The organism is Plantibacter flavus, from assembly GCF_051487245.1.
In the GTDB taxonomy this organism is placed as follows: domain Bacteria; phylum Actinomycetota; class Actinomycetes; order Actinomycetales; family Microbacteriaceae; genus Plantibacter; species Plantibacter flavus_B.
Genome location: NZ_JAHVDH010000007.1, coordinates 18,756 through 40,294, shown reverse-complemented (window position 1 = coordinate 40,294; position 21,539 = coordinate 18,756). Strand labels below are relative to the sequence as shown.

Genomic DNA, 21,539 nt, shown 5'->3' with positions numbered 1-21,539 from the left:
GCTTAGCATCGATCCATGCCTCAACAACATCGCACGGCCACCGGTGTGCTCGGCGGTCTCCTCGGATTCCTCGGTCTGAGCGTCGCCGCCGGTGTGCTGGTCACCGCTACCGTCACGCCGGCTCTCGCCGTGACCGGTATCGCGACGAACAGCACCATCAACGTGTTCGATGGTCTGCCCGACTACCTGGCGCTCGACGAGCTCGCCCAGAAGTCGAACATCTACGCGACCGACAGCGCGGGAAACCCGCAGCTGCTCGCCTCCTTCTACCAGCAGAACCGCATCGAGGTCGGCTGGGACCAGATCAACCAGTTCGTCAAGGACGCGGCGATCTCGGCTGAGGATCCGCGGTTCTACGAGCACGGCGGCGTCGACCTCACGGGTACGATCCGCGCCGTCGCGGTCAGCGTGTCCGGCCGCGACCTGCAGGGTGGTTCGTCCATCACGCAGCAGTACGTGAAGAACGTCCTCGTGCAGAAGGCGGAGGCGATCACCGACGAAGCCAAGATGAAGGCGGCGTACGAAGAGGCGACGAAGACCACTCCGGAGCGCAAGCTCAAGGAGATGCGCTTCGCCATCGGCCTGGAGAAGCGCTACGGCAAGCAGGACATCCTGCGCGGCTACCTGAACATCGCCGGTTTCGGCGGCCGGGTCTACGGCATCGAAGCCGCCGCGAACTACTACTTCAACACCACTGCCGCGAACCTCACGCTCGAGCAGGCGGCGACGCTCCTCGCCGTGGTGAACAACCCGTCGAACCTCCGTTTCGATCAGCCCGACAACGAGGTGAACGGTGCGGCCGACGGCTACGCCAAGACGAAGGAACGCCGCGACTACATCCTCGGCAAGATGCTCTCCGAGGGCAAGATCACGCAGGAGCAGTACGACGCGGCGATCGTGACCGTCATCACGCCGACGATCACCCCGTCGAGCACCGGGTGCATCACGGCGGCCAACATCAGTCCCGGCGCAGGCTACTTCTGCGACTACGTCACGCGGGTGTTCCAGAACAACGAGATCTTCGGCGCGACCGAGGACGAGCGGTGGTCGGCGTTCAACCGCGGCGGCTACGACGTCTACACGACCCTCGACCTCGACGTGCAGTATGCGGCGCAGACGGCGCTCAACGACCTCATCCCGAAGGTCAGCGACCAGCTCGACATCGGTGCGGTGGCCGTGACGGTGCAGCCGGGCACGGGACGCATCCTCGCGATGGCGCAGAACAAGGACTACGCCAGCGACGAGGAGACCCTGGCGCTCGGCGCGAACTACTCCGCCGTCAACTACAACACCGACGTGGACTACGGCGGGTCAACCGGCTTCCAACCGGGGTCCACGTACAAGACCTTCACGCTGGCCGAATGGCTCAAGGAGGGCCACGGCCTCAACGAGGGCGTCGACGGCCGCAAGCGTTCGCCGTGGGGCACGTTCAAGGACTCCTGCGCCGACGGTGGCACGGTCTACGCCGGCTCCGATTGGAACCCCGGCAACGACGAGGGCGGGAACGGTGGCCAGTACACCGCACTGCAGTCCACGAAGCAGTCGATCAACACCGGCTTCATCGCGATGGCGAAGCAGCTCGACCTCTGCGGCATCCGCAAGACGGCCGAGTCGATGGGCGTCCACCGTGCGGACGGCGGCCCACTCCTCCAGTCCCCCGCCACCGTCCTCGGCACGAACGAGGTCGCACCGCTGAGCATGGCCACCGCCTTCGCGACCTTCGCGGCCGGCGGCATCACCTGCGACCCGATCGCGATCGACAAGGTCGTGAAGCCTGACGGCAGCGAGATCCCGGTCCCCTCCGCGAACTGCCGACAGGGGCTCGAGGCCAACGTCGCCGCGACGGCGAACGTGGCCCTGCAGGCCACCTTCAACGGCGGTACCACCAGCTCCTCGCGCATCGGCGACGGCGTCCCGCTCATCGGCAAGACCGGTACGACGGACAACAACGAGGCGACGTGGATGAGCGGCGCAAGCACCACGGCGGCCACCGTCGTCGGCGTCTTCAACGCGACGGGCCACGTGAACCTCCGCCGCACCTACTTCGATGCCGGCCAGGTCGCGACGATCCGCCACAAGATCTGGCCTCGGGTCATGGCAACGGCGAACGCGAAGTTCGGTGGTGGCGAGTTCGGTGAACCCGACCCGTCACTCATCAACGGCCAGTCCATCCAGGTCCCCGACATCGCCGGGAAGTCCATCGAGGAGGCTCAGCAGCTGCTCGAGGATGCCGGGTTCGGCTTCGAGAACGGCGGCGCCGGTGACTCCGCGCTCCCCGCCGGCCAGGCCGCGAGCACCAACCCCTCCGGCACCGTGCCGAAGGGCTCGATCGTCACCGTCTACACGAGCAACGGCCTCCTCGCCGTCGTCCCGGATGTCAGCGGCGCTGCGAGTTACGAGGATGCGAAGTCGGCCATCCAAGGCGCCGGGTTCGCCAACGTGGGCCAGAAGTGTGCCGTGGATCCTGCGGCGACAACGCCGAAGGTGACCGGCGTCGATCCCCCGGCCGGCACGCCGGCGCGGAAGGACGGCAAGGTCACGGTGACGGTCTCGAAGACCAGCTGTTGATGTCCTGAAGCACGATCCGAGGGCCTGTTCTGCGCGCAGAACAGGCCCTCGGTCGTTGTGCGTGCGACGGCGTCGCTCCGAGCGTCTTCGGAGGGCTCACCGGGTACGCTCGGGGGACGGCCGTATCCGACGGCCGCGGAGGAGGGTTCGATGACGGCACGGGTGAGCACGGGGGGCAAGCTGGGCATCGGGGCTGCGGCAGTCGTCGGGGCGGGTGCGTTGACGTTCGCATACGCCTCACTCGTCGAACGCAACGCCTTCACGCTCCGCAGGGTGACCGCTCCCGTCCTTCCGCCGGATGCGCAGCCCATCACCGTCCTGCACCTGTCAGACCTCCACATGGCGCCCTGGCAGCGCCGGAAGCAGGCGTGGTTGCGCTCCCTCGCAGACCTCCAGCCCGACCTCGTCATCAACACGGGCGACAACCTGGGCCACGAGCAGGGTATTGACGGCATCCGGGCCGGCCTGTCTGTCTTCGCCGGCATTCCCGGCGCCTTCGTGCACGGCTCGAACGACTACTACGGGCCGAGCGCGAAGAACCCGTTCAAGTACTTCGTCCAGACCTCGTCGAAGCACGTGGCGCCGACCTCGCTCGACACTGCTGCCCTCGAGCGGTTCTTCGCACAGGACCTCGGCTGGCTGGACCTCAACAACGCCGTCGGCGAGATCACGGTACGGGGTACCCGACTCGACCTGTTCGGCGTCGACGACCCGCACAAACACTTCGACCGACTCGACACGCTCACCGCGCTCATCGACGAACGCCTCGACGCTCAGACGCAGGAGACGAGCGACGTGTCCCCCGCACACACCGTGGCCGTGGGTGTCATGCACGCCCCGTACCGCCGGGTGCTCGACGCGTTCGTGACCCAGGGGGCGGAGTTCATCTTCGCCGGGCACACGCACGGCGGGCAAGTGTGCGTGCCAGGGTTCGGCGCACTCGTCACCAACTGCGACATCCCCCGCAAGCAGGCGAAGGGCCTCAGCGTGTGGCGGCATGCGCTGCGCTCGGCGTACCTCAACGTCTCGGCTGGACTCGGCACCTCGATCTACGCGCCGGTGCGGTTCGCCTGCCGACCCGAGGCGACGCTCGTCACATTCCTTCCGCGTCGCACGGTGGTCTGAGCGCTCCGGGACGGGAGCCGGTGCTGTGCGAGCGAACGACGGCCGAGAAACAGAGAAGCCCGGTCAGGTGAACTGACCGGGCTGTGCTGTCGGGGTAGCGGGATGTGTAACCCCCATCCCAACGAACCGCCGAACGACGGCCGAGAAACAGAGAAGCCCGGTGGATACTTGCGTATCCACCGGGCTTTGCTGTCGGGGTAGCGGGATTTGAACCCACGACCTCTTCGTCCCGAACGAAGCGCGCTACCAAACTGCGCCACACCCCGATGGCCCGAAGGCCTTGTCTAGGATAGCCGATTTTTCAGCGGCTGTTTGCCACTTCCTCGAATCGACCCATCCCGGACGCGTGAGGAGACCTGATCGGCCGGGGGCGCCGTTGCCACCCGACCGATCGGTGGTCTCACGCCTGCTGGCGGCGCCGGACGACGACGACCCCGAGGGCTGCTGCACCGGCGGCCAGAAGGCCGCCTGCGAGCCACGGGAGCGTCTCACTGGCGAATCCGGTGTCGGCGAGCGCCTTGCCACCGGCGGACGGGTCGGCCGCCGAAGCTGCTGCGGCGTCTGCCGGGTCGAGGACGGTGAAGTCGGACGAATCGGAGACGGCGCCCTGCGTCGCGGTGAGCGTGTAGGTGCCGGCCGGGTCTGACTGGGTGTCGATGGAGACCTCGATGTTGCCGGTCTCGTCGGCGACGGTCGACAGCGTGCGGGCCTCGGCACCCTCGGCGGAGATCGAGATCGCAACACGCTGGCCGGCCGCCCAGAAGTCGGTGCACGAGTAGGTGACCGACGCGCCGCGGGCGACGCTCGCGGGGGTGATCGAGTTGCAGCTGCCGGGACCGTAGCTGTCCTGACCGGCCGCGTTGGCAGCGGTCGGGAGTGCGACGACGGCGAGCAGCACGAGTGCGGCGGCGGAGAGAGTTCGTTTCATGGCAGACCCCTTGGAGACGGTGCGGACAGAGAGCCGGGAGTCGAGCTCGGGTCGCTCGCGGCCTCCGTGGCCGTCATCATGCTAGGGGAGATCCAGGTCCGGTCACGATCAAAAACCCCGGAATTCCGCGGATGTGACCACCTTTGGGGGTACGAGTATGCCCGCCGCGGCATGCGCCGGAAGCTGAGGACAGCGCCGGACCCTTGTCCAGGAGGATCCGGCGCCGTCCCGTCTGTCCACGGCCGGAGGCATCGCCTCCGGCCGTGAATCCTTGAACGCCTAGGCTGCGTGACAGCGACGGACGCCGACGACAGCGAAGGCGGCGATGCCGGCGACGAGCAGGCCTCCACCGATCCAGGGCAGGAGTGCGCCGCTGAAACCGGTCGATGCGAACGCTCGCTCCGAGACCTGGAACGACGCGGTCTCAGTGGTCGTCCCCTGCGTCGCGGTGACCGTGCAGGTGCCGGACTCGGTCTTGCTCGTCTCGATCTTCACGGCGAAGGCCCGTGTGGCGTCAGCGGCGTAGGCGGCGGAGGTCAGGACGGCGCTCTGCTGCGTGCCGGACTGCGCGGTCGCGCCGGCGGTCGTCGGCTCTGCAGCAGGCAGGTGGCAGCCGGGACCAGCGACGGTCACCGTCACGGGGGTGTCGGGCGTGAACGTGTCGTCGCAGCTGAACGTCGCCGACTCCCCCTGGGTCACGGCCACCGGGGTGATCGTGGCACAGCCCATGGGGCCGTAGGTGGATTCGGTCGTTGCGTTGGCAGCCGTCGGGACGGCGAACACAGCAAGGAGGCAGAGTGATGCCAGGACAAGGGTGCGCTTCATGATGTTTCCCCAAGGAACGTCAATTACCCCTACGAACGCCGATTTCGGGTGGGCGTGCGCCGAGGGCCTCGAGGGTCACGAATTCGGGTGCGTGGCTTCCTGAGGTGGTTCGATGCTACGTCAGGAGCCGCATCGGGGGAAGGCTGAAATCGTCGTTTTCCCCGTAATTCCGGGGGTTGTGACCAGGTTTGGGGGTACTTCTGGGGCGTCTGGGGCGAGCAGCGTGAAGACCAGTTCCTTCGATTGCCCCGGTTCGAGGGTCACGTCGGTCTGGGCGTAGAGTCGGCCTGCCGGATCGGTCACCGCTTTGACGGCGAGGTCGTCTCCGTCCTTCGCTGCGAGCAGCGCCCCGCCCAGGGGGCCGTGGATCACGACACGCGTCGCGATGCTGCCCGGAGCGGTCCCGAAGCGGCCCTCGGCCGTCACGTAGGGAGGCAATGAGGTGGCCGCGTCCGCCGGGGCGGTGGACGTGAGCGTGACCGCCACCGTGTACACCGGGCCCTGAGCCGTGCACCGGGCGTAGTAGACCTCCGCCTTCGATTCGAGGTAGTAGTCCATCTTCGCGCGGGTGAGATCCTCGAGGTACACCCCCGTGTACACGCCCTCATCGTCGTCGGCGGGCGGGATGCCGGCGAGCGTCGTCTCGGCCAGGCGTTCCTGTTCGGCAGGGTGGGCGCTCCAGACGTGGAGCCGGTTCTCCTCACCGGACGCGGCGAGGGCGGCACCGAGGGCCTTGGGATCAGGGCTGCGCGTGAGCATCTCGTCGAACACGGCGCCGGAGACCGTGGCGAAGAAGGCGTCCTGGTCGAGCCGGTCCGGGAACCGCGCGTACACATCGCTGAGCAGCGTCCGGACGGTGTTCTCGGCCGTCAGCTCGCTGCCGTCGGGAAGGGCGATGGGGCCGGTCGCCTCGAGCAGGTTCGCCAGGACGTACGGATCGATCGCGATCACCGCGTCGATCGGGACGCCGAAGACCTGCGTGCCCATCGCTGCCGCCAGTTCGCCGGTGCGGCTGAAGTCGACGGTGAGGTTGGTGTCCTGGATGTACGTCCCGAGGTTGTCGGTGTACACGTTCTGCTCGAAGGGACTCAAGGGGAGCACCGGTGTCGGGAAGCCCGTGAAGTCGTCGCTGCTGCGGGTCCCGCCGAAACTGATCGTGCCGTTCTCGGCGTGGATCAGCGCCACCGCACCGGCGATCCCGCCACTCGAACGGAGTTCCGCATTGTTCTGGATCATGACCATGATGTTGCGCGGCCCAGCACCGCCGGCCATGTCGGGGAGCAGCGCGGTCGCGCGGGCGGCCGTGTCGAGCATGCTGCTCGTGTCGTCGACGGTCGTGCGCAGCTTGTCGATCGCATCGCCGACGATGGGCAGGGTCCAGTCCGTGCTGATGGCATCCACCCGCTTCGCGACGGCCAGAGCGGCGGTCGACGCCGTTGCGAGACGCGGGGCCACGGCGCGCAGCTCCTCGGTCGCGATCGATCCTCCGCCAGGCAGCAACGACGACAGTGTGACCGAGTCCGCGAGCCCGATCACGTCGGGGAGGACGTCGACCGCGATGCTGTCGGTCGCGGCGGCAGCCTCCCGGACAGCGGTGAGGTTCGCTCCGAGGAAGGGCACGAACTCGGTCACGCGCCAGACGGGATCACTGGTCAGTCCGACCGCACGTCGGGTGTGCTCGGCGAGCGAGCGCTGGCGGTCCTTCAGGTCCGCATCGTCGCCCGTGAGCACCGCGCTCTGCAGCACCCGTGCGTCGGACTGGGCGGCTTCGAGGGCGTTCTTCGCGAGGTACGCGCGAACGCCGATCCAGGCTGCGACCCCCACCACGACGAGGAGGACCACGGCGGAGATCCACCACAGTCGGGTCGGGCGGCGACCACGGATGCGGGTACCGGGCTTCGCCGGGCGTGGGTCAGCCAAGGGTGCTCCTTCGTCGGGTACGCACATCCTAACCGCCGGTCGCCCCTCCGAACCGGCGGTTGGATACCCCCTTCCAGGGGGCGACGGGAGGTCGCCGTCGACGTCGACGATGCCCGGAGGGCGTAGCATTGCCGGATGCCGTCGGCATCCGAACGTCCGCTGATCACCCTGGAGACGACCCGCCGATGAGCCGCACACCCCGCATCGTGATCGGGGCCCTGCTGGTGATCTGTCTGGCGATCATGATGGCGATCGCGTTCTGGCCCACGCCGGTCGACGCCGCGGGTCGAAGCACCCTGCTCGCGATCATCGACCGGCTCCAGGAGGCTGGCGCGCCGAGCTGGTTCGGCTACGCGTTCGTCGAGTCGGCAGCGAACGTGCTCCTGTTCATCCCCCTCGGCGCGCTCCTCGCCCTCGAGCTGCCGTTGCGCCGCTGGTGGCTGGCACCCGTCGTGACGACGCTGCTCTCAGCCGCGATCGAGCTCGGACAGACCCTGCTCCCCGAGCGTGTCGCGACCATCGCCGACGTCTACGCCAACGCTGCGGGCGGCCTGTTCGGCGCGCTCGTCGTCCTGATGGTTCGGTTACTCGTCCGCCGTCACGGCCGGCCGAGCCCGACGTAGCGCCACCCGGCACCGCGCCACGCGTCGACGTCGAGGCAGTTGCGACCGTCGACGACGATCCGTCCGGCGACGAGCTCTCCGACGGAGACGGGGTCGAGCTCACGGAACTGCTTCCACTCGGTGACGACGACGACGATGTCCGCCTCCGCGACCGCCGCTTCCGCCGAGTCCGCGAACTTCAGCTGCGGGTGCAGTCGGGCGGCGTTCGCGACCGCCTCTGGATCGTAGGCGAGGACCTCCGCACCGAGGCCGTTGAGACCCACGGCGACGTCGAGCGCCGGCGAATCGCGCACGTCGTCGCTGTCCGGCTTGAACGCGAGACCGAGCACCGCCACACGCTTCCGGTAGGCGCTGCCGCCGAGCTCTTCGACCACGAGGTCGACGACCCGCTGGCGACGACGGAGGTTGATCGCGTCGACCTCCTTGAGGAACGCGACGGACTCGCCCCGACCGAGCTCCTCAGCCCTGGCGGTGAACGCCCGGATGTCCTTCGGCAGGCACCCGCCGCCGAAGCCGACGCCCGCGTTCAAGAAGCGACGACCGATGCGGGCGTCGTGCCCGATCGCGTCCGCCAGCTGGGTCACGTCTGCGTCGGTGACCTCGGCGATCTCCGCCATCGCGTTGATGAAGGAGATCTTCGTGGCGAGGAACGCGTTCGCCGCGACCTTGACGAGTTCGGCGGTGGCATAGCCGGTTGACACGAGCGGCGTGCCCGTTCCGAGCGCCACGCTGTACACCTCGTCGAGCGCTGCCTTCGCCTGCGCAGCCTCGGCGGTCGCCGGCGGCAGACCGTAGACGAGGCGGTCTGGGGCGATCGTGTCCTGGACCGCGAACCCCTCGCGCAGGAACTCCGGGTTCCAGGCGAGCACGGCACCGGTCGGCGCCACGAGCTCTGCCAGACGTGCGGCGGTGCCGACGGGAACCGTCGACTTCCCGACGACGACGTCACCGGGCGACAGGAACGGCACGAGGGCCGTCGTCGCAGCGTCCACGAACCGCAGGTCGGCGGCCTGCGAGCCGGCTTTCTGAGGCGTGCCGACCGCGATGAAGTGCATGGTGGCCTCGGCGGCATCGGCCATGTCCGTGCTGAAGCGCAACCGTCCCGACTCCACACCGGCGAGCAGCAGCTCCGGCAGGCCTGGCTCGAAGAACGGCGCGCGTCCCGCGGACAGGGCTTCGATCTTCGCGGGGTCGACGTCGATGCCGATGACCTCGTGGCCGATGGAGGCCATGGCGGCCGCGTGCACGGCTCCCAGGTAGCCGCAGCCGATGACGGAGAGCTTCATTCGGGTGATTCCTCACTGATGTTGGTGGAGCGGGTCGGTGTGGAGAGGCGACCGCCTGACTCCTGCAGGTAGCAGACGCCGCACAGGGATTCGTAGGTGACGGTCGTCCCGTCGATGGCGACCTGGTCGCCATCGAAGACGAACGTGTCCCCGAAGCGTCGTCCGTTGAAGATCGCCTTGCGCCCGCAACGGCAGATCGTCTTCAGCTCCTCGAGGCTGTGCGCGACTTCGAGGAGCCGTCGACTGCCGGGGAACGCGACGGTCTGGAAGTCGGTCCGGATGCCGTAGGCGAGGACGGGGATCCCCTCGAGCAGTGCGATACGCAGCAGATCGTCGACCTGTTCACCGTCGAGGAACTGCGCCTCGTCGACGAGCAGGCAGCTGACGTCCTCACCCGTTTCGTGCGCCACGCGCCGTCGGTGCTCGGTGAACACCTCGAGCGCACTGTCCGCGGGCGCGAGCAGGAAATCGGCGTCGCGCGTGACACCGAGGCGACTGAGGATCGCCGCGTCACCCTTCGTGTCGAGGGCGGGCTTCGCCAGCAGGACTCGATGGCCGCGTTCCTCGTAGTTGAAGGCCGCCTGAAGCAACGCCGTGCTCTTACCGGAGTTCATCGCCCCGTATCGGAAATACAGTTTCGCCACCAGGCAAGCTTAGGGTTCCCTGCGGACAGCTGTCGCATTCACGGGTCCCTGGACCTCGATGCTGCACCCGTTTTGGGGTGCAGTGGCACCTACTTCGAGATGTTGAGGGCCTCTGCGGTGACCTCGAGGACCTCGGCGGCCTTCGCCGGAGCGCTGTTCAGGGTGGAGCCGTACGTCGGGATCATTTCGCGGATCTTGGGCTCCCAGCCGTCGATCTTCGACGGGAAGCACTTGCGCAGGACGTCGAGCATGATCGGCACGGCGGTCGACGCCCCGGGGGACGCGCCGAGGAGACCGGCGATCGTGCCGTCTGCGCCGGTGATGACCTCGGTGCCGAACTGCAGCACGCCGCCTTTGTCCTTGTCCTTCTTCATGACCTGAGCGCGCTGGCCGGCCTCGATGAGGTACCAGTCCTCGTCCTTCGCGGTCGGCAGGAACTCGCGCAGGCTGTCCATCTTCTGGGCCCGCGACTGCATGAGCTGGCCGACGAGGTAGCTGATGAGGCTCGGATTGTCCTTCGCGACGGCCAGCATCGGCAGCAGGTTGCCCGGACGGACCTGCGCGACGATGTCGAGCAGCGAACCGCGCTTCATGAACTTCGGCGAGAATGTGGCGTAGGGGCCGAACAGCAGGCTCGCCTGGCCGTCGACCACGCGCGTGTCCAAGTGCGGGACCGACATTGGCGGTGCACCGACCGAAGCCTGGCTGTAGACCTTCGCGCGGTGCTTCGCGACGACTGCCGGGTTGTCGGTGCGGAGGAACTGCCCGCCGATCGGGAAGACACCGTATCCCTTGATCTCTGGGATGCCCGACTTCTGCAGCAGCTTGAGGGCCCAACCCCCGGCGCCGACGAACACGAACTTCGCGTCGACCTCGAACGGAGTCCCGCCGAGCGCGTGGCGCCCGCGGAGCTTCCAGGTGCCGTCGGCCTGGCGCTTGAGCTTCCGGACCTCGCGGTTGAGGTTGAGGTTCGCCTTCGGAGCGGCCTCGTGGAACAGCTTGTGTGTGAGCGCGCCGAAGTCGACGTCGGTACCGGCCGTGATGCGGGTCGCGGCGATCCGCTCGCCCACCGCGCGACGGTTGATGAGCAGCGGGGCCCACTCGGCGATGACCGCCGGGTCTTCGCTGAACTCGATCCCCGCGAACAGCGGCTGGTCTTTGAGGGCCTCGTACCGCTTGCGCAGGTACTCGACGTCCTTGTCGCCGCGCACGAAGGTCATGTGCGGTGTCGCGTTGATGAAGGTGTCGGGCTCGCCGAGCACGCCCTGCTCCACCAGGTAGGACCAGAACTGGCGGCTGAGCTGGAACTGCTCGTTGATGCTGATGGCCTTGGCCGGGTCGACCTGGCCGTTGGCGTCCTGTGGCATGTAGTTGAGCTCGCAGAGCGCGGCGTGCCCCGTCCCGGCGTTGTTCCACGGGTTGGAGCTCTCCAGCGCGACATCGCTCAGGCGCTCGTACACCTCGACCTTCCAGTCGGGCTGCACCTGGTGGATGAGGGCGGCGAGCGTGGCGCTCATGATGCCGCCACCGATGAGGGCTACGTCGACAGATTCGGTCACCAGAGCAGTCTAGTCGCGACCGGGCTGCACCTTCCCATCCGCGTCGATACAGCGGACGCCGACGCCGAGATCGCTCGACATCGAGACAGTTCGGCGCGGAGACCGGCGCAGCAAGTTGGACGACTGACAGTTAATATGCCACACTGCTGAAACCTCACATACACGTGGGAGAGAGGTCTGTCGAAGGGGACACCATGAACCGAAACGTCAAGAAGTCAGCCGCCCTCGCCGTGTGCGCCGCCGCGCTCACCGTGCCGCTCGTCACCGGCGCCGCGGCCCAACCGGGCTCCGAGACGATGGCGTCGAGTGGCACCCGGACCCTCACCTGCACCGCCCACTCCGGGACTGGTGTCGGCACGGGAACCGCGGAGGTCAGTTGGTACACCGCGGGATCCGACCGGATCGTGACGGTCGAGCGCTATCGGATCACCTATGACGGCGCGCCGCACGGGAACAGCGCCAACATCAATCTCGGGTTGAACAACGGCTCCTCCACCTGGTCATACTCGCCCGATTCCATGAAACAGGATGGTCAGTGGCACGACCTCGATCTGCGTGGGGTGCAGGCATCGACGCACACCGCGACCGTGGAGTTCATCTTCGATGCGTCGGTCGGTTCCGACCCGCGCTGCTTCGCCAGCGTGGCCGTCTCCTAGCGGACCAGGTGTGTGCCCGAGGTCGATGCGCGACGCATCGACCTCGGGCACACGTGCGCGGGCCGCGTCGCGACGACCGCACCGTCTACGGGAGGGCGGGCGACAGGGCGTCGAGCTCCTCCAGCATGCGCTGGGCGAGGTGGGCGTAGCCGGCGTCGCTCGGGTGCAGGCCGTCCTCGGAGATCCACGCGCCCGGGTTCTCATCCAGCCAGTGCGACGCCCCCGAGATGTAATCGGCGTCGATCGCCTCCGCAGCGCCGTGCACCCAGCCGATGATCCGCTCGACGGACTCGGGCCGGTCGGCCGTGTACCACCACGGTTCGACCACGACGATGCGCGTGTTCGGCAGCCCATCGCGCAGACGCTGGAACTCCGGGAGCACCGCGTCCTGGATCGCCTGCTCGTTGCCGGCCCAGACGAAGTTGTCGTTGATGCCGAGCGCGACGATGAGCACCTCGGGGTGCTGCGCGATGACGTCGCCCGCGACGTCGCCGACCTGGTCGCGCTTGCGAACGAAGCCGAGGCCTGGATACCCGGCGTTGTACTCGGTCCACCCCTCGGCCTTGGCGACGAGCGACGACCAGCGGGCGCTCGGCGAGGACGCGGCCGAACCCTTCGTGTACGAGTCGCCGTAGAAGGCGACGAGCGGCCCCACCGCCACGTCAGCACCGGTGTCGGCTCGTGCCACCGTGGTCTGCTGCACGTCCGCCCGGAGACCGCTCACCGCGATGACCGCCGTGACCGCGACGGCCGCCGCGATGAACGCGGCGAACCAGCGCTTGCGCAGACGCGGGCGCGCCATGTGATTCCCAGCCCCGAAGCCCGGACGACCGGTCAGACCGCAGCCGGCTGCGCGAGCAGCTCAGCCGCGACGAGCTCGGCGATCTGGACCGCGTTCAGCGCGGCACCCTTGCGGAGGTTGTCGTTCGAGATGAACAGCGCGAGACCCTTGCCGGCGGGCGCGCTCTGGTCCGCGCGGATCCGTCCGACGAACGACGGGTCGGCACCAGCGGCCTCGAGGGGCGTCGGCACCTCGGAGAGCTGCACGCCGGGGGCGTCACTCAGGAGCTCGATCGCACGTTCGGGCGAGAGGTCCCTCGTGAACTCGGCGTTGATCGCGAGCGAGTGACCGGTGAAGACCGGGACGCGGACGCAGGTGCCGGAGACGAGGAGCTCGGGAAGCTCGAGGATCTTGCGGCTCTCGTTGCGGAGCTTCTTCTCCTCATCGGTCTCGCCGAGGCCGTCGTCGACGATCGAACCGGCGAGCGGGATCACGTCGAAGGCGATCGGAGCGACGTACTTGTCGGGGGCCGGGAAGTCGATGGCCGAGCCGTCGTGCACGAGGCGCGTGAGGTCGCCCTGGGCGACAGCCGCCTCGATCTGACCGGCGAGCTCAGCAGCCCCGGCGAGGCCGGAGCCGGACACCGCCTGGTAGGTGTTCACGATGAGACGCGACAGACCGGCCTCGGCGTCGAGGACCTTCAGCACCGGCATCGCAGCCATCGTCGTGCAGTTCGGGTTCGCGACGATGCCCTTGACGGCGTCCTTGATCGCGTGCGGGTTCACCTCGCTGACGACGAGCGGGACCTCAGGGTCCATGCGCCACGCGCTCGAGTTGTCGATGACGAGGGCTCCTGCAGCGGCGAAGCGTGGGGCCTGCGCGCGCGAGCCCGTGGCACCGGCCGAGAACAGGGCGATGTCGAGTCCGCTCGGGTCGGCGGTCTCGACGTCCTCGACGACGACGTCCTGGCCGCGGAACGGCAGGACCGTGCCCGCGGACCGCGCGGTCGCGAAGAAGCGGATCTCGCTGATCGGGAACTCGCGCTCCTCCAGCAGGCGGCGCATGACCTTGCCGACCTGGCCGGTTGCTCCGACGACACCGACACGTACACCGTTGCTCATGGGGATTCCTCTGGTTTCGGGGATGCTACGAACCATCTTGCATCACGATCACTGCTGATGTTTCCCTGACGTCGTCCTTCGACAGGCTCAGGGTCCGGGGAGGCTGCGCTCGGGCTCCGAGCGCCGAACCGCGAATCCCCGAACCTGTCGAGAAGCGTCGGAGGGAGGGACCGCTAGCGGCCGGTGCCGCCGTGGACGACGGCTTCGTCATCGCCGTCGAGACCGAACGCGGCGTGGACCACGTTCGCAGCCTTCGCGAGCGTGTCGGCGCGCGTCACGACCGAGATGCGGATCTCGCTGGTGGAGATCATCTCGATGTTGATGCTGGCGGCGCTCAGAGCCTCGAACAGCTTCGCCGAGACACCCGTGTTGGTGCGCATGCCCGCACCGACGAGCGCGAGCTTGCCGATCTGGTCGTCGTGCTGGATGGCGGAGAAGCCCACCCGTTCCTGCTCGGCCGCGAGCGCACGCAAGACCTGCTGGGCCTCGGGCTTCGGGAGCGTGAAGGAGATGTCGGTGACCCCGGACACGGCGGTCGACACGTTCTGCACGATCATGTCGACGTTGCCGCCGGCCTTCGCGACGATCGTGAAGATCTCGGCGGCCTTCCCGGGGAGGTCGGGCACGCCGACGACGGTGATCTTCGCTTCGCTGAGGTCGGTCGCGACTCCGGCGACGATGGGCTGCTCCATGGGTGCGTCACCCTCTCCTGGGTTGTTGAGGACGAGCGTGCCCTCGTTGTTGTTGAAGGACGAACGGACGTGGAGGGTCACGCCGTGCCGGCGTGCGTACTCGACGGCGCGGATGTAGAGGACCTTTGCACCGGACGCCGCGAGTTCCAGCATCTCCTCGCTGGAGATCCGGTCGATCTTCTTGGCCTTCGGCACGACCCGGGGGTCAGAGGTGAAGATGCCGTCGACGTCGGTGTAGATCTCGCAGACGTCGGCGTCCAGCGCAGCGGCGAGCGCCACGGCCGTCGTGTCCGAGCCGCCGCGGCCGAGGGTGGTGATGTCGCGGGTGTCGCGGTTGAACCCCTGGAAGCCGGCGACGATGACGATCGCGCCGTCGTCGAGGGCCTCGCGCAGGCGGACGGGCGTGACGTCGACGATCCGGGCCGCGCCGTGCTGGGCGTCCGTGATCATGCCGGCCTGGCTGCCGGTGAACGAACGGGCGACGTACCCCATGCTGCTGATCGCCATGGCGAGGAGGGCCATCGAGATGCGCTCACCGCTCGAGAGCAGCATGTCGAGCTCACGCGGGGCGGGGATCGGGGTCACCTCGTGAGCCAGGTCGAGCAGTTCGTCGGTCGTGTCGCCCATCGCCGAGACGGCGACGACGACCTCGTTGCCCGCCTTGCGGGTCTCGACGATGCGTTTTGCGACGCGTTTGATGCTCTCGGCGTCAGCGACGGAGGAGCCGCCGAACTTCTGCACGATCAATGCCATCGGATCTCCTGGGGAAGTCGGTGCGGGCACGAATGGCCCTGGATCATCCTACCCATCGGAGCATTCCGGGCCGGTCATGTGACGGATAGCCGACAACCGCTGCGGCGGCGGGCGCCGAGCTCAGGCGTCGTGGATGAGGAACTGCGCTGCGGCGACCAGCGCGGTCGTCGCCTCGTCGGAGCGCAGCCCCGCGAGGTCGGATCCGACGACGGACGACCCCTCCACGAGCGTGACGAGCGCAGCGGCGATCCCCGCTCGGCGAGCGGGCTCCACACGGGGTCTCGCCTGCCCCACGAGGTCGCCCGCGAGGTGCGCGTATCGCTCGTAGAACGATCGGAGGACCTCGGCGATCCGGGCGTCACCGGCGGCGATCGCCCAGATCTCGACAGCCAGTCTCACGGCGTGCGTCTCGCCCTGCGCCTGCAGCAGCGCCGCGACCATACGTGACGTGTCCTCGCGCTGCAAGGGCACCGCCGTTCCCTCCGGGCCACCGATCGCCCGCTGCGCGACGGCCTCGAGGTGGCCGAGCGAGCGATCGAGCGTGCGCTCGAGGACCGCTTGGAGAAGGTCTGCCCGTGTGGGGTAGTAGTGCTGCAGATGCCCGAGCCGGACGCCGGCCGCCGCCGCGAAGTCGCGCATCGCTGCGGCCGCGTTGCCCTGGGTCGTCAGGACCGCTTCGGCGGCGTCGAGCAGTTCGGCACGGCGGAGGTCACCTTTGCCGACGGCAGGCGCGCGGTCCGTCATGACACCAGCACCTCCACCTCGAGCTCGCGCAGCTGCGCGAGCACCGTCGCCGGGTCGGTGACGGACTCGGGGAAGACGATACCCGGCCGAGCCGCGTCACCGAGCACGTGCTGGAGAGCGAGGAACCCTCCGACGGCGGTGAGGTGCGCTTGGCCGGCGGGATCGGACACCATGGCGGTGCGATGCCCGGCCGCACCGTCGACATCGATCCGGAGGTGAGCCGTGCCGCCCGCTCCCGGTGCGTACAGCATCGACCGGCGGACCCGCTTCCAGCGCGGACCGCTCGCCCAGCGGAAGAACCCGATGCGACGAAGCGCCAGCAGCATCGCGGTGGAGGAGTTCGCGCTGAAACCGATACGTGTCGTGACCGTGTCGACCCCGAGCGTGATCGGGAGGGTGAGCTGTTCTGGCGTGTCGAGCCCGGCGACTCTCGTGCGATGTCCCGCGATGTCGATCCACCCTGCCGACGTGAGTGGCCGCACGAGCTCGGCCGAACCGCCGCGCACCACCTCGAAGTCCTGCCCGAGACGGTCGACGAAGTCCACCGAGTCGGCACCCGCGCGGTCCGCCATGTCGTAGCGGATCGCGACGTCGACCCGGTGGGCGCCGCCAAGCTCGGCGATGAGCGCCGCCGCGACGAGACTGACCACTCCGCCCATCCACGCAGACGACAGGAGGACTGGAGCGGTCGGCTCGAGCTGTGTGGCCGTCACCGAGGCGCGTGCGAGGCGACTCGTCCACCGGGTGATGTCGACGTAGGGGATCCCCGCGCGCACGGCAGCGCGCAGCACGCGATCCTCCGGGTCGTTGACGGCGCTCACGACGGCGCGGACGCTCGCCTCGAACGGCGCAGGATCGCGCAGGTCCCAGCGGGCGAGGCTCGCGCCGTGGCGCTCGGCGAGTGCCGCACCGTTCGCCGGGGTCCGGCCAGTGAGCAGCAGTGGCAATCCGGCTGCCGCGACGAGTGCGCTGAGTTCGGCCCCGACGGTGCCGTAGCCGCCCACGATGAGGACGGGACCGTCGGGCTGGTGGAAGAGGTGATCGATCATGATCACAGCTTATAGGTCATTTGACCTATAAATGACCACGCCGGACACCAGTGCGCCCGCTCGATAGGGTGAGCGTATGCAGCCCGAAGACGCCAGAGTGCTCGCGACCGTGCGACGCCTGTGGCAGGGGCTCGCCTCGCCGACGGCCCGTTTCTCCCCCGGCCGCGTGGCGGTCGTCGTCAACGCCGGCTCGATGGCGTGCCCTCCCGGATGGATCGGCGTCGTCGAGATCGACGGCAGCGCCCTGGCGATCGTGCCCGACGACGACACGGCCAGGCGCCTCGCGATCGACGCCGAGCAGCCGAGGACGGTCGGAACGCTCGAGTTCCTGCGGTCGCGCGTCCAGATCGCCGACGTCCTCGGCCCCGCGACCCTCGACTACCTGCTGCCCGGCAGGTTCACCCCGGCCGAGGAGATCGACGTCGTCGCGAGCAAGGCCAGCGACCCGGCCATCGAATCACTGCTGTCGAAGGTGAGCGAGGAAGAGGCGTCCGAGAGTGGCATCTTCGGCATCACCTCGCCGCTGTTCTCCGTCAGGCAGGGCGGCAGGGTCCTCGCGGTCGCGGGCTACCGGTCCTGGCCACTGCGCGTGGCACACGTCACCGCGCTGACCGCTCCGGAGGCACGTGGGACAGGGCTCGCGACCCGGCTCGCGTCGACAGCCGTCGAACACGCGCTCGCCGCCGGACTGCTGCCCCAGTGGCGCGCCGCCGACACGAATCCCGGCTCACGCGCTGTCGCGCGCAAGCTCGGGTTCTCCGCGGTCGGCCGCCAGCTCTCGGTGCGTCCGGTCGTCGCTGAGTGGCCTGCACCCTCCGCCGAGTGAGCTCGGCTGTCCTGCCCGCGCGTTCCCAACCCGCGACCGACCGCAACTCAGGATGTTCATGACTCGGGAACGTATCGGCGCGTCCCGGTCGCAGACGGCCCTGCTGGGCGACACACCGGCGAACGTCCTGAATTGTGGACGCACGGCGAGCGGGCAGGCCGCGGGTGGGGTCAGCCGCTGACGACGGTGCGGCCCTCGAACGCCCGACCGAGGGTGACCTCGTCGGCGTACTCGAGGTCGCCACCGACGGGCAGGCCTGAGGCGAGCCTCGTGATCCGGATGCCCATGGGCACGAGCAGACGACTCAGGTAGGTGGCCGTCGCCTCGCCCTCGAGGTTCGGGTCGGTCGCGAGGATGACCTCGGTGACGGTTCCGTCGGCGAGGCGCTGCATGAGACGCCGGATGTTGAGGTCGTCGGGACCGACGCCGTCGATCGGGCTGATCGCCCCACCGAGCACATGGTAGAACCCGCGGAACTCGCGGGTGCGCTCGATCGCCACGACGTCCTTGGGCTCCTCGACGACGCAGATGAGCGCGGGGTTCCTGCGCGGATCCCGACACACGCTGCAGAGGTTCTGCTCGGAGATGTTGCCGCAGATCTCGCAGAACTTCACCTTCTCGCGCACGACGGTGAGCAGCTCGGCGAGCTTCGAGACGTCGAACGACTCCGTCTGGAGGATGTGGAACGCGATGCGCTGCGCCGACTTCGGGCCGATGCCGGGAAGCCGGCCGAATTCGTCGATCAGGTCTTGGACGATGCCTTCATACATGGACTACCGCCCTCCAGAGCGAGGTTCGTGCGGCTGCTCCTCGATGAAGGTCGCACCGAGGAGTTCCCGCACGACGCTCTCGCCGTAGCGGTTGTCGCCGGCCGGGTGCGAGGTGGGCGCGGGAGGCGCCTGACGCATCTTGGCCGGCGGCTGACGACGGTCGGGAGCCGGTGTGCTGGGCGGATCCGCGACAGGCTCGGCGGAGGACGCCTGTGCCGCGGGTGACGCCTGTGCCGCGGGGGCCGGGCGGACCGGCGACACCGGTTCAGCCCGCTCGAACGGGTCCGGGTAGGGCGGTTCGTCGTCTGCGGGAGGTGCGTCGTCGTCGGAGGGGATGGACGCGACGTCCCACGTGACCGTTCGCGAGCCGAGGGCGTCGCTCGCGGCGGGGCCGCGAGCCGGAGCCTGCTGGCGCGGCGCGGACTGCTGGGGGCGCTGCTGCGCAGGGGCCGCAGGAGTCTGGGACGAGGCGCGCCCGGTGTGCGGCCCGTCGACGGGCTCCGGGATCGAAGCGGGCTCCGGGATCGAAGCGGCGTCGGGGACCCGGACCTCGCCGGTCCCCGAGCTTGTCGAGGGACGCCCTTCGACGGGCTGAGGGACCGAGGCCGGCTCAGGAGCTGAAGCGGCAGACTCAGGGACCGAGGAGGATGCGGGGACCGAGGAGGGCTCAGGGACCACCACGGCCTCAGTGGACGATGCTGGCTCGGACGGCGGCTGCACCGTCGCCCAGCCGGAATCCGTGGAAACGGACGGTGCCGCGGTGTCGGCGGGTGCCGCCGTGGGCCAGGAGGGACGGGAAGCGGCAGGTGCTTCACCCGGCGTCGTCGCGGCCTCCGGCGCTGCAACCTGCTGCGGCATGCTCGGCGTGGACCACGCCGACTGCTCGGGCGACGGACCAGGAGCCGAAGCGCGACCCGCTGCCGTCTCCTCGGCGCCGGCGACCTTCGCGAGGTACTTCACGCGCACGCCGAGGACGTCGAGGATTGCCGTTCTGAGCACTTCGGCGACGCCGGTGCCCGGAGCGTGACGCGCCTTGAAGTCGGTCAAGTCGCTGTTGTTCGCGAAGACGAGCGTGAGCACTTCGTCGTCGGAGTATCCGCCGACCTGCGTGTTCAGCACGATCATCCACGCCTTGCGGTCGGCCTTCTCCACCCGGGCGACGACCTCGGGCCAGGCGTCGCGCACGAGCTGGAGCGTGACCGGGCCGACGCGAGGCGCCGGCGCGGGGGTCGGCCCTTCGACAGGTTCAGGGACCGAGGACGCACCAGCGGCCGAGGACGCACCAGGGACAGAGGGTGTGCTCGGCACCGAGGACGGACCGGGAGCCGCGGACGGCGCCGCGGCTGACGACGGCGCAGGCGCGGGGACCGAGGCCCGCGCAGGAGCATCTGCCGACGCTGCGGCCCCGGGCTCGACCGGCCCTTCGACACCGATCCGCCGTTCGAGGCGCTCGACCCGGGCGAGTGCGCCACGAGCGGAATCGTCTGCAGCTGGCACCAGGATGCGCGCCATCATGAGTTCGAGGTGCAGTCGGGGCGAGGTCGCACCCGTCATCTGCGTGAGGGCCTCGTTCACGACGTCGGCCGTACGGGAGAGTTCCGCGATGCCGAACGCACGTGCCTGGGCGAGCATCTTGTCGAGCTCGTCCTGCGGCAGTCCGCGAAGGACTGCAGCGGCGTTCTCACCGGTGGCGGCGACGACGATGAGGTCGCGCAAGCGCTCCAGGAGGTCATCGACGAAGCGGCGTGGGTCTTGACCGGTCTGGATCACGCGGTCGACCGTGCCGAACGCGGCACCCGCGTCGCGGGCCGCGAGCGCGTCGACGACCTCGTCGAGCAGCGCCGTGTGCGTGTAGCCGAGCAGGGCGACCGCGCGCTCGTAGTCGACGGAGTCACCCTCGGAACCGGCCATCAGCTGGTCGAGGAGCGACAGGGTGTCGCGCGCCGAACCGCCACCGGCCCGCACCACGAGCGGCAGCACACCGGCCTCGACGCCCACGTGCTCGCTCTCGCACAGCTGCTGCACGTAGTCGAGCATCTGCGCTGGCGGGATGAGCCGGAACGGGTAGTGGTGGGTGCGCGAGCGGATCGTGCCGATCACCTTGTCCGGCTCGGTGGTCGCGAAGATGAACTTCACGTGCTCCGGCGGCTCCTCCACGATCTTCAGCAGGGCGTTGAAGCCCTGCGGCGTGACCATGTGCGCCTCGTCGAGGATGAAGATCTTGTAGCGGTCGCGGGCGGGCGCGAAGATGGCGCGTTCGCGCAGGTCTCGGGCGTCGTCGACACCGTTGTGACTGGCGGCGTCGATCTCGACGACGTCGAGCGAGCCGGAGCCGTCGCGTGAGAGGTCGACGCAGCTCGGGCACACACCGCACGGCGTGTCCGTCGGGCCCTCTGCACAGTTGAGGCAGCGCGCGAGGATACGGGCCGAGGTCGTCTTGCCGCAGCCGCGGGGACCGCTGAACAGGTAGGCGTGATTGACGCGGTTCGTGCGCAGGGCGGTCATGAGCGGATCGGTCACCTGAGCCTGACCGATCATCTCGGCGAACGTCTCGGGCCGATACCGGCGATACAGAGCAGTGACCACCAAGCAATCGTAGCCGTCGCCCCCGACATCGGCACCCGACGGGGAGTCCTCCCCATCGTCCTCCGCGCAGCGTCTTCGTAGAC

At 68.9% G+C, this 21,539-nt stretch carries 18 protein-coding genes and 1 tRNA gene; 5 read left to right on the top strand and 14 right to left on the bottom strand.

Features of this window, described 5'->3' with window-relative positions:
- The first annotated feature begins 15 nt into the window (after window positions 1-15).
- Both KXS11_RS17520 and KXS11_RS17515 read left to right on the top strand, forming a co-directional pair.
- A complete protein-coding gene (locus KXS11_RS17520) occupies window positions 16-2,568 on the top strand; it encodes a transglycosylase domain-containing protein (RefSeq protein ID WP_437386965.1) in 2,553 nt (850 codons plus the stop codon).
- A 150-nt stretch (window positions 2,569-2,718) separates the two neighbouring features.
- Window positions 2,719-3,693: a metallophosphoesterase gene (locus tag KXS11_RS17515; protein WP_437386963.1), complete on the top strand. Its 975-nt coding sequence runs from the start codon at window positions 2,719-2,721 to the stop codon at window positions 3,691-3,693.
- 192 nt (window positions 3,694-3,885) lie between these two features.
- Here the strand turns inward: KXS11_RS17515 and KXS11_RS17510 are convergent.
- From KXS11_RS17510 to KXS11_RS17495, 4 genes are all read right to left on the bottom strand, one after another.
- Window positions 3,886-3,959, bottom strand: a tRNA-Pro gene (locus KXS11_RS17510).
- A gap of 134 nt (window positions 3,960-4,093) precedes the next feature.
- Window positions 4,094-4,621, bottom strand: a complete 528-nt coding sequence (locus KXS11_RS17505) for a hypothetical protein (protein ID WP_437386961.1) — start codon at window positions 4,619-4,621, stop codon at window positions 4,094-4,096.
- A 279-nt stretch (window positions 4,622-4,900) separates the two neighbouring features.
- Window positions 4,901-5,446: a hypothetical protein gene (locus tag KXS11_RS17500; RefSeq protein ID WP_437386960.1), complete on the bottom strand. Its 546-nt coding sequence runs from the start codon at window positions 5,444-5,446 to the stop codon at window positions 4,901-4,903.
- A 120-nt stretch (window positions 5,447-5,566) separates the two neighbouring features.
- Entirely contained in the window at window positions 5,567-7,366 is a 1,800-nt protein-coding gene (locus tag KXS11_RS17495) for a DUF4012 domain-containing protein (RefSeq protein ID WP_437386959.1), read from the bottom strand.
- Window positions 7,367-7,551: 185 nt separating this feature from the next.
- Here KXS11_RS17495 and KXS11_RS17490 point away from each other — a divergent pair, with 185 nt between their 5' ends.
- Window positions 7,552-7,989 carry a VanZ family protein gene (locus tag KXS11_RS17490; protein ID WP_437386958.1) on the top strand — a complete coding sequence of 146 codons (438 nt, stop codon included), beginning with the start codon at window positions 7,552-7,554 and terminating at the stop codon, window positions 7,987-7,989.
- Here KXS11_RS17490 and KXS11_RS17485 read toward each other — a convergent pair.
- The 3 genes from KXS11_RS17485 to KXS11_RS17475 all read right to left on the bottom strand — a co-directional run bounded on the left by KXS11_RS17485 (window position 7,965) and on the right by KXS11_RS17475 (window position 11,481).
- Window positions 7,965-9,275, bottom strand: a complete 1,311-nt coding sequence (locus tag KXS11_RS17485; protein ID WP_437386957.1) for a UDP-glucose dehydrogenase family protein — start codon at window positions 9,273-9,275, stop codon at window positions 7,965-7,967. The genes KXS11_RS17490 and KXS11_RS17485 overlap by 25 nt on opposite strands.
- Window positions 9,272-9,919, bottom strand: coding sequence for a thymidine kinase (locus KXS11_RS17480; RefSeq protein ID WP_437386956.1), 648 nt, complete (start codon window positions 9,917-9,919; stop codon window positions 9,272-9,274). Before KXS11_RS17480 ends, KXS11_RS17485 begins: the two co-directional genes overlap by 4 nt.
- Window positions 9,920-10,008: 89 nt before the next feature.
- Window positions 10,009-11,481 (bottom strand): malate:quinone oxidoreductase, encoded by a 1,473-nt coding sequence (locus KXS11_RS17475; RefSeq protein ID WP_437387019.1) that lies wholly within the window; start codon window positions 11,479-11,481, stop codon window positions 10,009-10,011.
- A gap of 191 nt (window positions 11,482-11,672) precedes the next feature.
- Between KXS11_RS17475 and KXS11_RS17470 the strand changes: the two genes are divergently transcribed.
- Window positions 11,673-12,134: a hypothetical protein gene (locus KXS11_RS17470; protein WP_437386955.1), complete on the top strand. Its 462-nt coding sequence runs from the start codon at window positions 11,673-11,675 to the stop codon at window positions 12,132-12,134.
- An 85-nt stretch (window positions 12,135-12,219) separates the two neighbouring features.
- On the opposite strand, the gene KXS11_RS17465 is transcribed toward KXS11_RS17470, so the two are convergent.
- The 5 genes from KXS11_RS17465 to KXS11_RS17445 form a co-directional block, all read right to left on the bottom strand.
- Complete coding sequence (locus tag KXS11_RS17465) at window positions 12,220-12,936, bottom strand: SGNH/GDSL hydrolase family protein (protein WP_437386953.1); 717 nt, start codon at window positions 12,934-12,936, stop codon at window positions 12,220-12,222.
- 32 nt (window positions 12,937-12,968) lie between these two features.
- Window positions 12,969-14,036 carry an aspartate-semialdehyde dehydrogenase gene (locus tag KXS11_RS17460; RefSeq protein ID WP_437386951.1) on the bottom strand — a complete coding sequence of 356 codons (1,068 nt, stop codon included), beginning with the start codon at window positions 14,034-14,036 and terminating at the stop codon, window positions 12,969-12,971.
- A 173-nt stretch (window positions 14,037-14,209) separates the two neighbouring features.
- Window positions 14,210-15,481: an aspartate kinase gene (locus KXS11_RS17455; protein ID WP_437386950.1), complete on the bottom strand. Its 1,272-nt coding sequence runs from the start codon at window positions 15,479-15,481 to the stop codon at window positions 14,210-14,212.
- Between the two features lie 120 nt (window positions 15,482-15,601).
- Complete coding sequence (locus KXS11_RS17450; RefSeq protein ID WP_437386949.1) at window positions 15,602-16,225, bottom strand: TetR family transcriptional regulator; 624 nt, start codon at window positions 16,223-16,225, stop codon at window positions 15,602-15,604.
- On the bottom strand, window positions 16,222-17,274 hold the full coding sequence (locus tag KXS11_RS17445) for a saccharopine dehydrogenase (RefSeq protein WP_437386947.1): 1,053 nt from the start codon (window positions 17,272-17,274) through the stop codon (window positions 16,222-16,224). Before KXS11_RS17445 ends, KXS11_RS17450 begins: the two co-directional genes overlap by 4 nt.
- Before the next feature lie 76 nt (window positions 17,275-17,350).
- Between KXS11_RS17445 and KXS11_RS17440 the strand changes: the two genes are divergently transcribed.
- A complete protein-coding gene (locus KXS11_RS17440) occupies window positions 17,351-18,100 on the top strand; it encodes a GNAT family N-acetyltransferase (protein WP_437386946.1) in 750 nt (249 codons plus the stop codon).
- 170 nt (window positions 18,101-18,270) lie between these two features.
- Here KXS11_RS17440 and recR read toward each other — a convergent pair whose 3' ends face one another.
- Complete coding sequence (recR, locus tag KXS11_RS17435; RefSeq protein ID WP_437386944.1) at window positions 18,271-18,870, bottom strand: recombination mediator RecR; 600 nt, start codon at window positions 18,868-18,870, stop codon at window positions 18,271-18,273.
- A 3-nt stretch (window positions 18,871-18,873) separates the two neighbouring features.
- A complete protein-coding gene (locus KXS11_RS17430) occupies window positions 18,874-21,456 on the bottom strand; it encodes a DNA polymerase III subunit gamma and tau (protein ID WP_437386943.1) in 2,583 nt (860 codons plus the stop codon).
- Between the last annotated feature and the right edge of the window lie 83 nt (window positions 21,457-21,539).

Coding starts and splice junctions, on each gene's coding strand:
- KXS11_RS17520 (WP_437386965.1), top strand. CDS start 16: ATGCCTCAACAACATCGCACGGCCACCGGTGTGCTCGGCGGTCTCCTC.
- KXS11_RS17515 (WP_437386963.1), top strand. CDS start 2,719: ATGACGGCACGGGTGAGCACGGGGGGCAAGCTGGGCATCGGGGCTGCG.
- KXS11_RS17505 (WP_437386961.1), bottom strand. CDS start 4,621: ATGAAACGAACTCTCTCCGCCGCCGCACTCGTGCTGCTCGCCGTCGTC.
- KXS11_RS17500 (WP_437386960.1), bottom strand. CDS start 5,446: ATGAAGCGCACCCTTGTCCTGGCATCACTCTGCCTCCTTGCTGTGTTC.
- KXS11_RS17490 (WP_437386958.1), top strand. CDS start 7,552: ATGAGCCGCACACCCCGCATCGTGATCGGGGCCCTGCTGGTGATCTGT.
- KXS11_RS17485 (WP_437386957.1), bottom strand. CDS start 9,275: ATGAAGCTCTCCGTCATCGGCTGCGGCTACCTGGGAGCCGTGCACGCG.
- KXS11_RS17470 (WP_437386955.1), top strand. CDS start 11,673: ATGAACCGAAACGTCAAGAAGTCAGCCGCCCTCGCCGTGTGCGCCGCC.
- KXS11_RS17465 (WP_437386953.1), bottom strand. CDS start 12,936: ATGGCGCGCCCGCGTCTGCGCAAGCGCTGGTTCGCCGCGTTCATCGCG.
- KXS11_RS17460 (WP_437386951.1), bottom strand. CDS start 14,036: ATGAGCAACGGTGTACGTGTCGGTGTCGTCGGAGCAACCGGCCAGGTC.
- KXS11_RS17455 (WP_437386950.1), bottom strand. CDS start 15,481: ATGGCATTGATCGTGCAGAAGTTCGGCGGCTCCTCCGTCGCTGACGCC.
- KXS11_RS17450 (WP_437386949.1), bottom strand. CDS start 16,225: ATGACGGACCGCGCGCCTGCCGTCGGCAAAGGTGACCTCCGCCGTGCC.
- KXS11_RS17445 (WP_437386947.1), bottom strand. CDS start 17,274: ATGATCGATCACCTCTTCCACCAGCCCGACGGTCCCGTCCTCATCGTG.
- KXS11_RS17440 (WP_437386946.1), top strand. CDS start 17,351: ATGCAGCCCGAAGACGCCAGAGTGCTCGCGACCGTGCGACGCCTGTGG.
- recR (WP_437386944.1), bottom strand. CDS start 18,870: ATGTATGAAGGCATCGTCCAAGACCTGATCGACGAATTCGGCCGGCTT.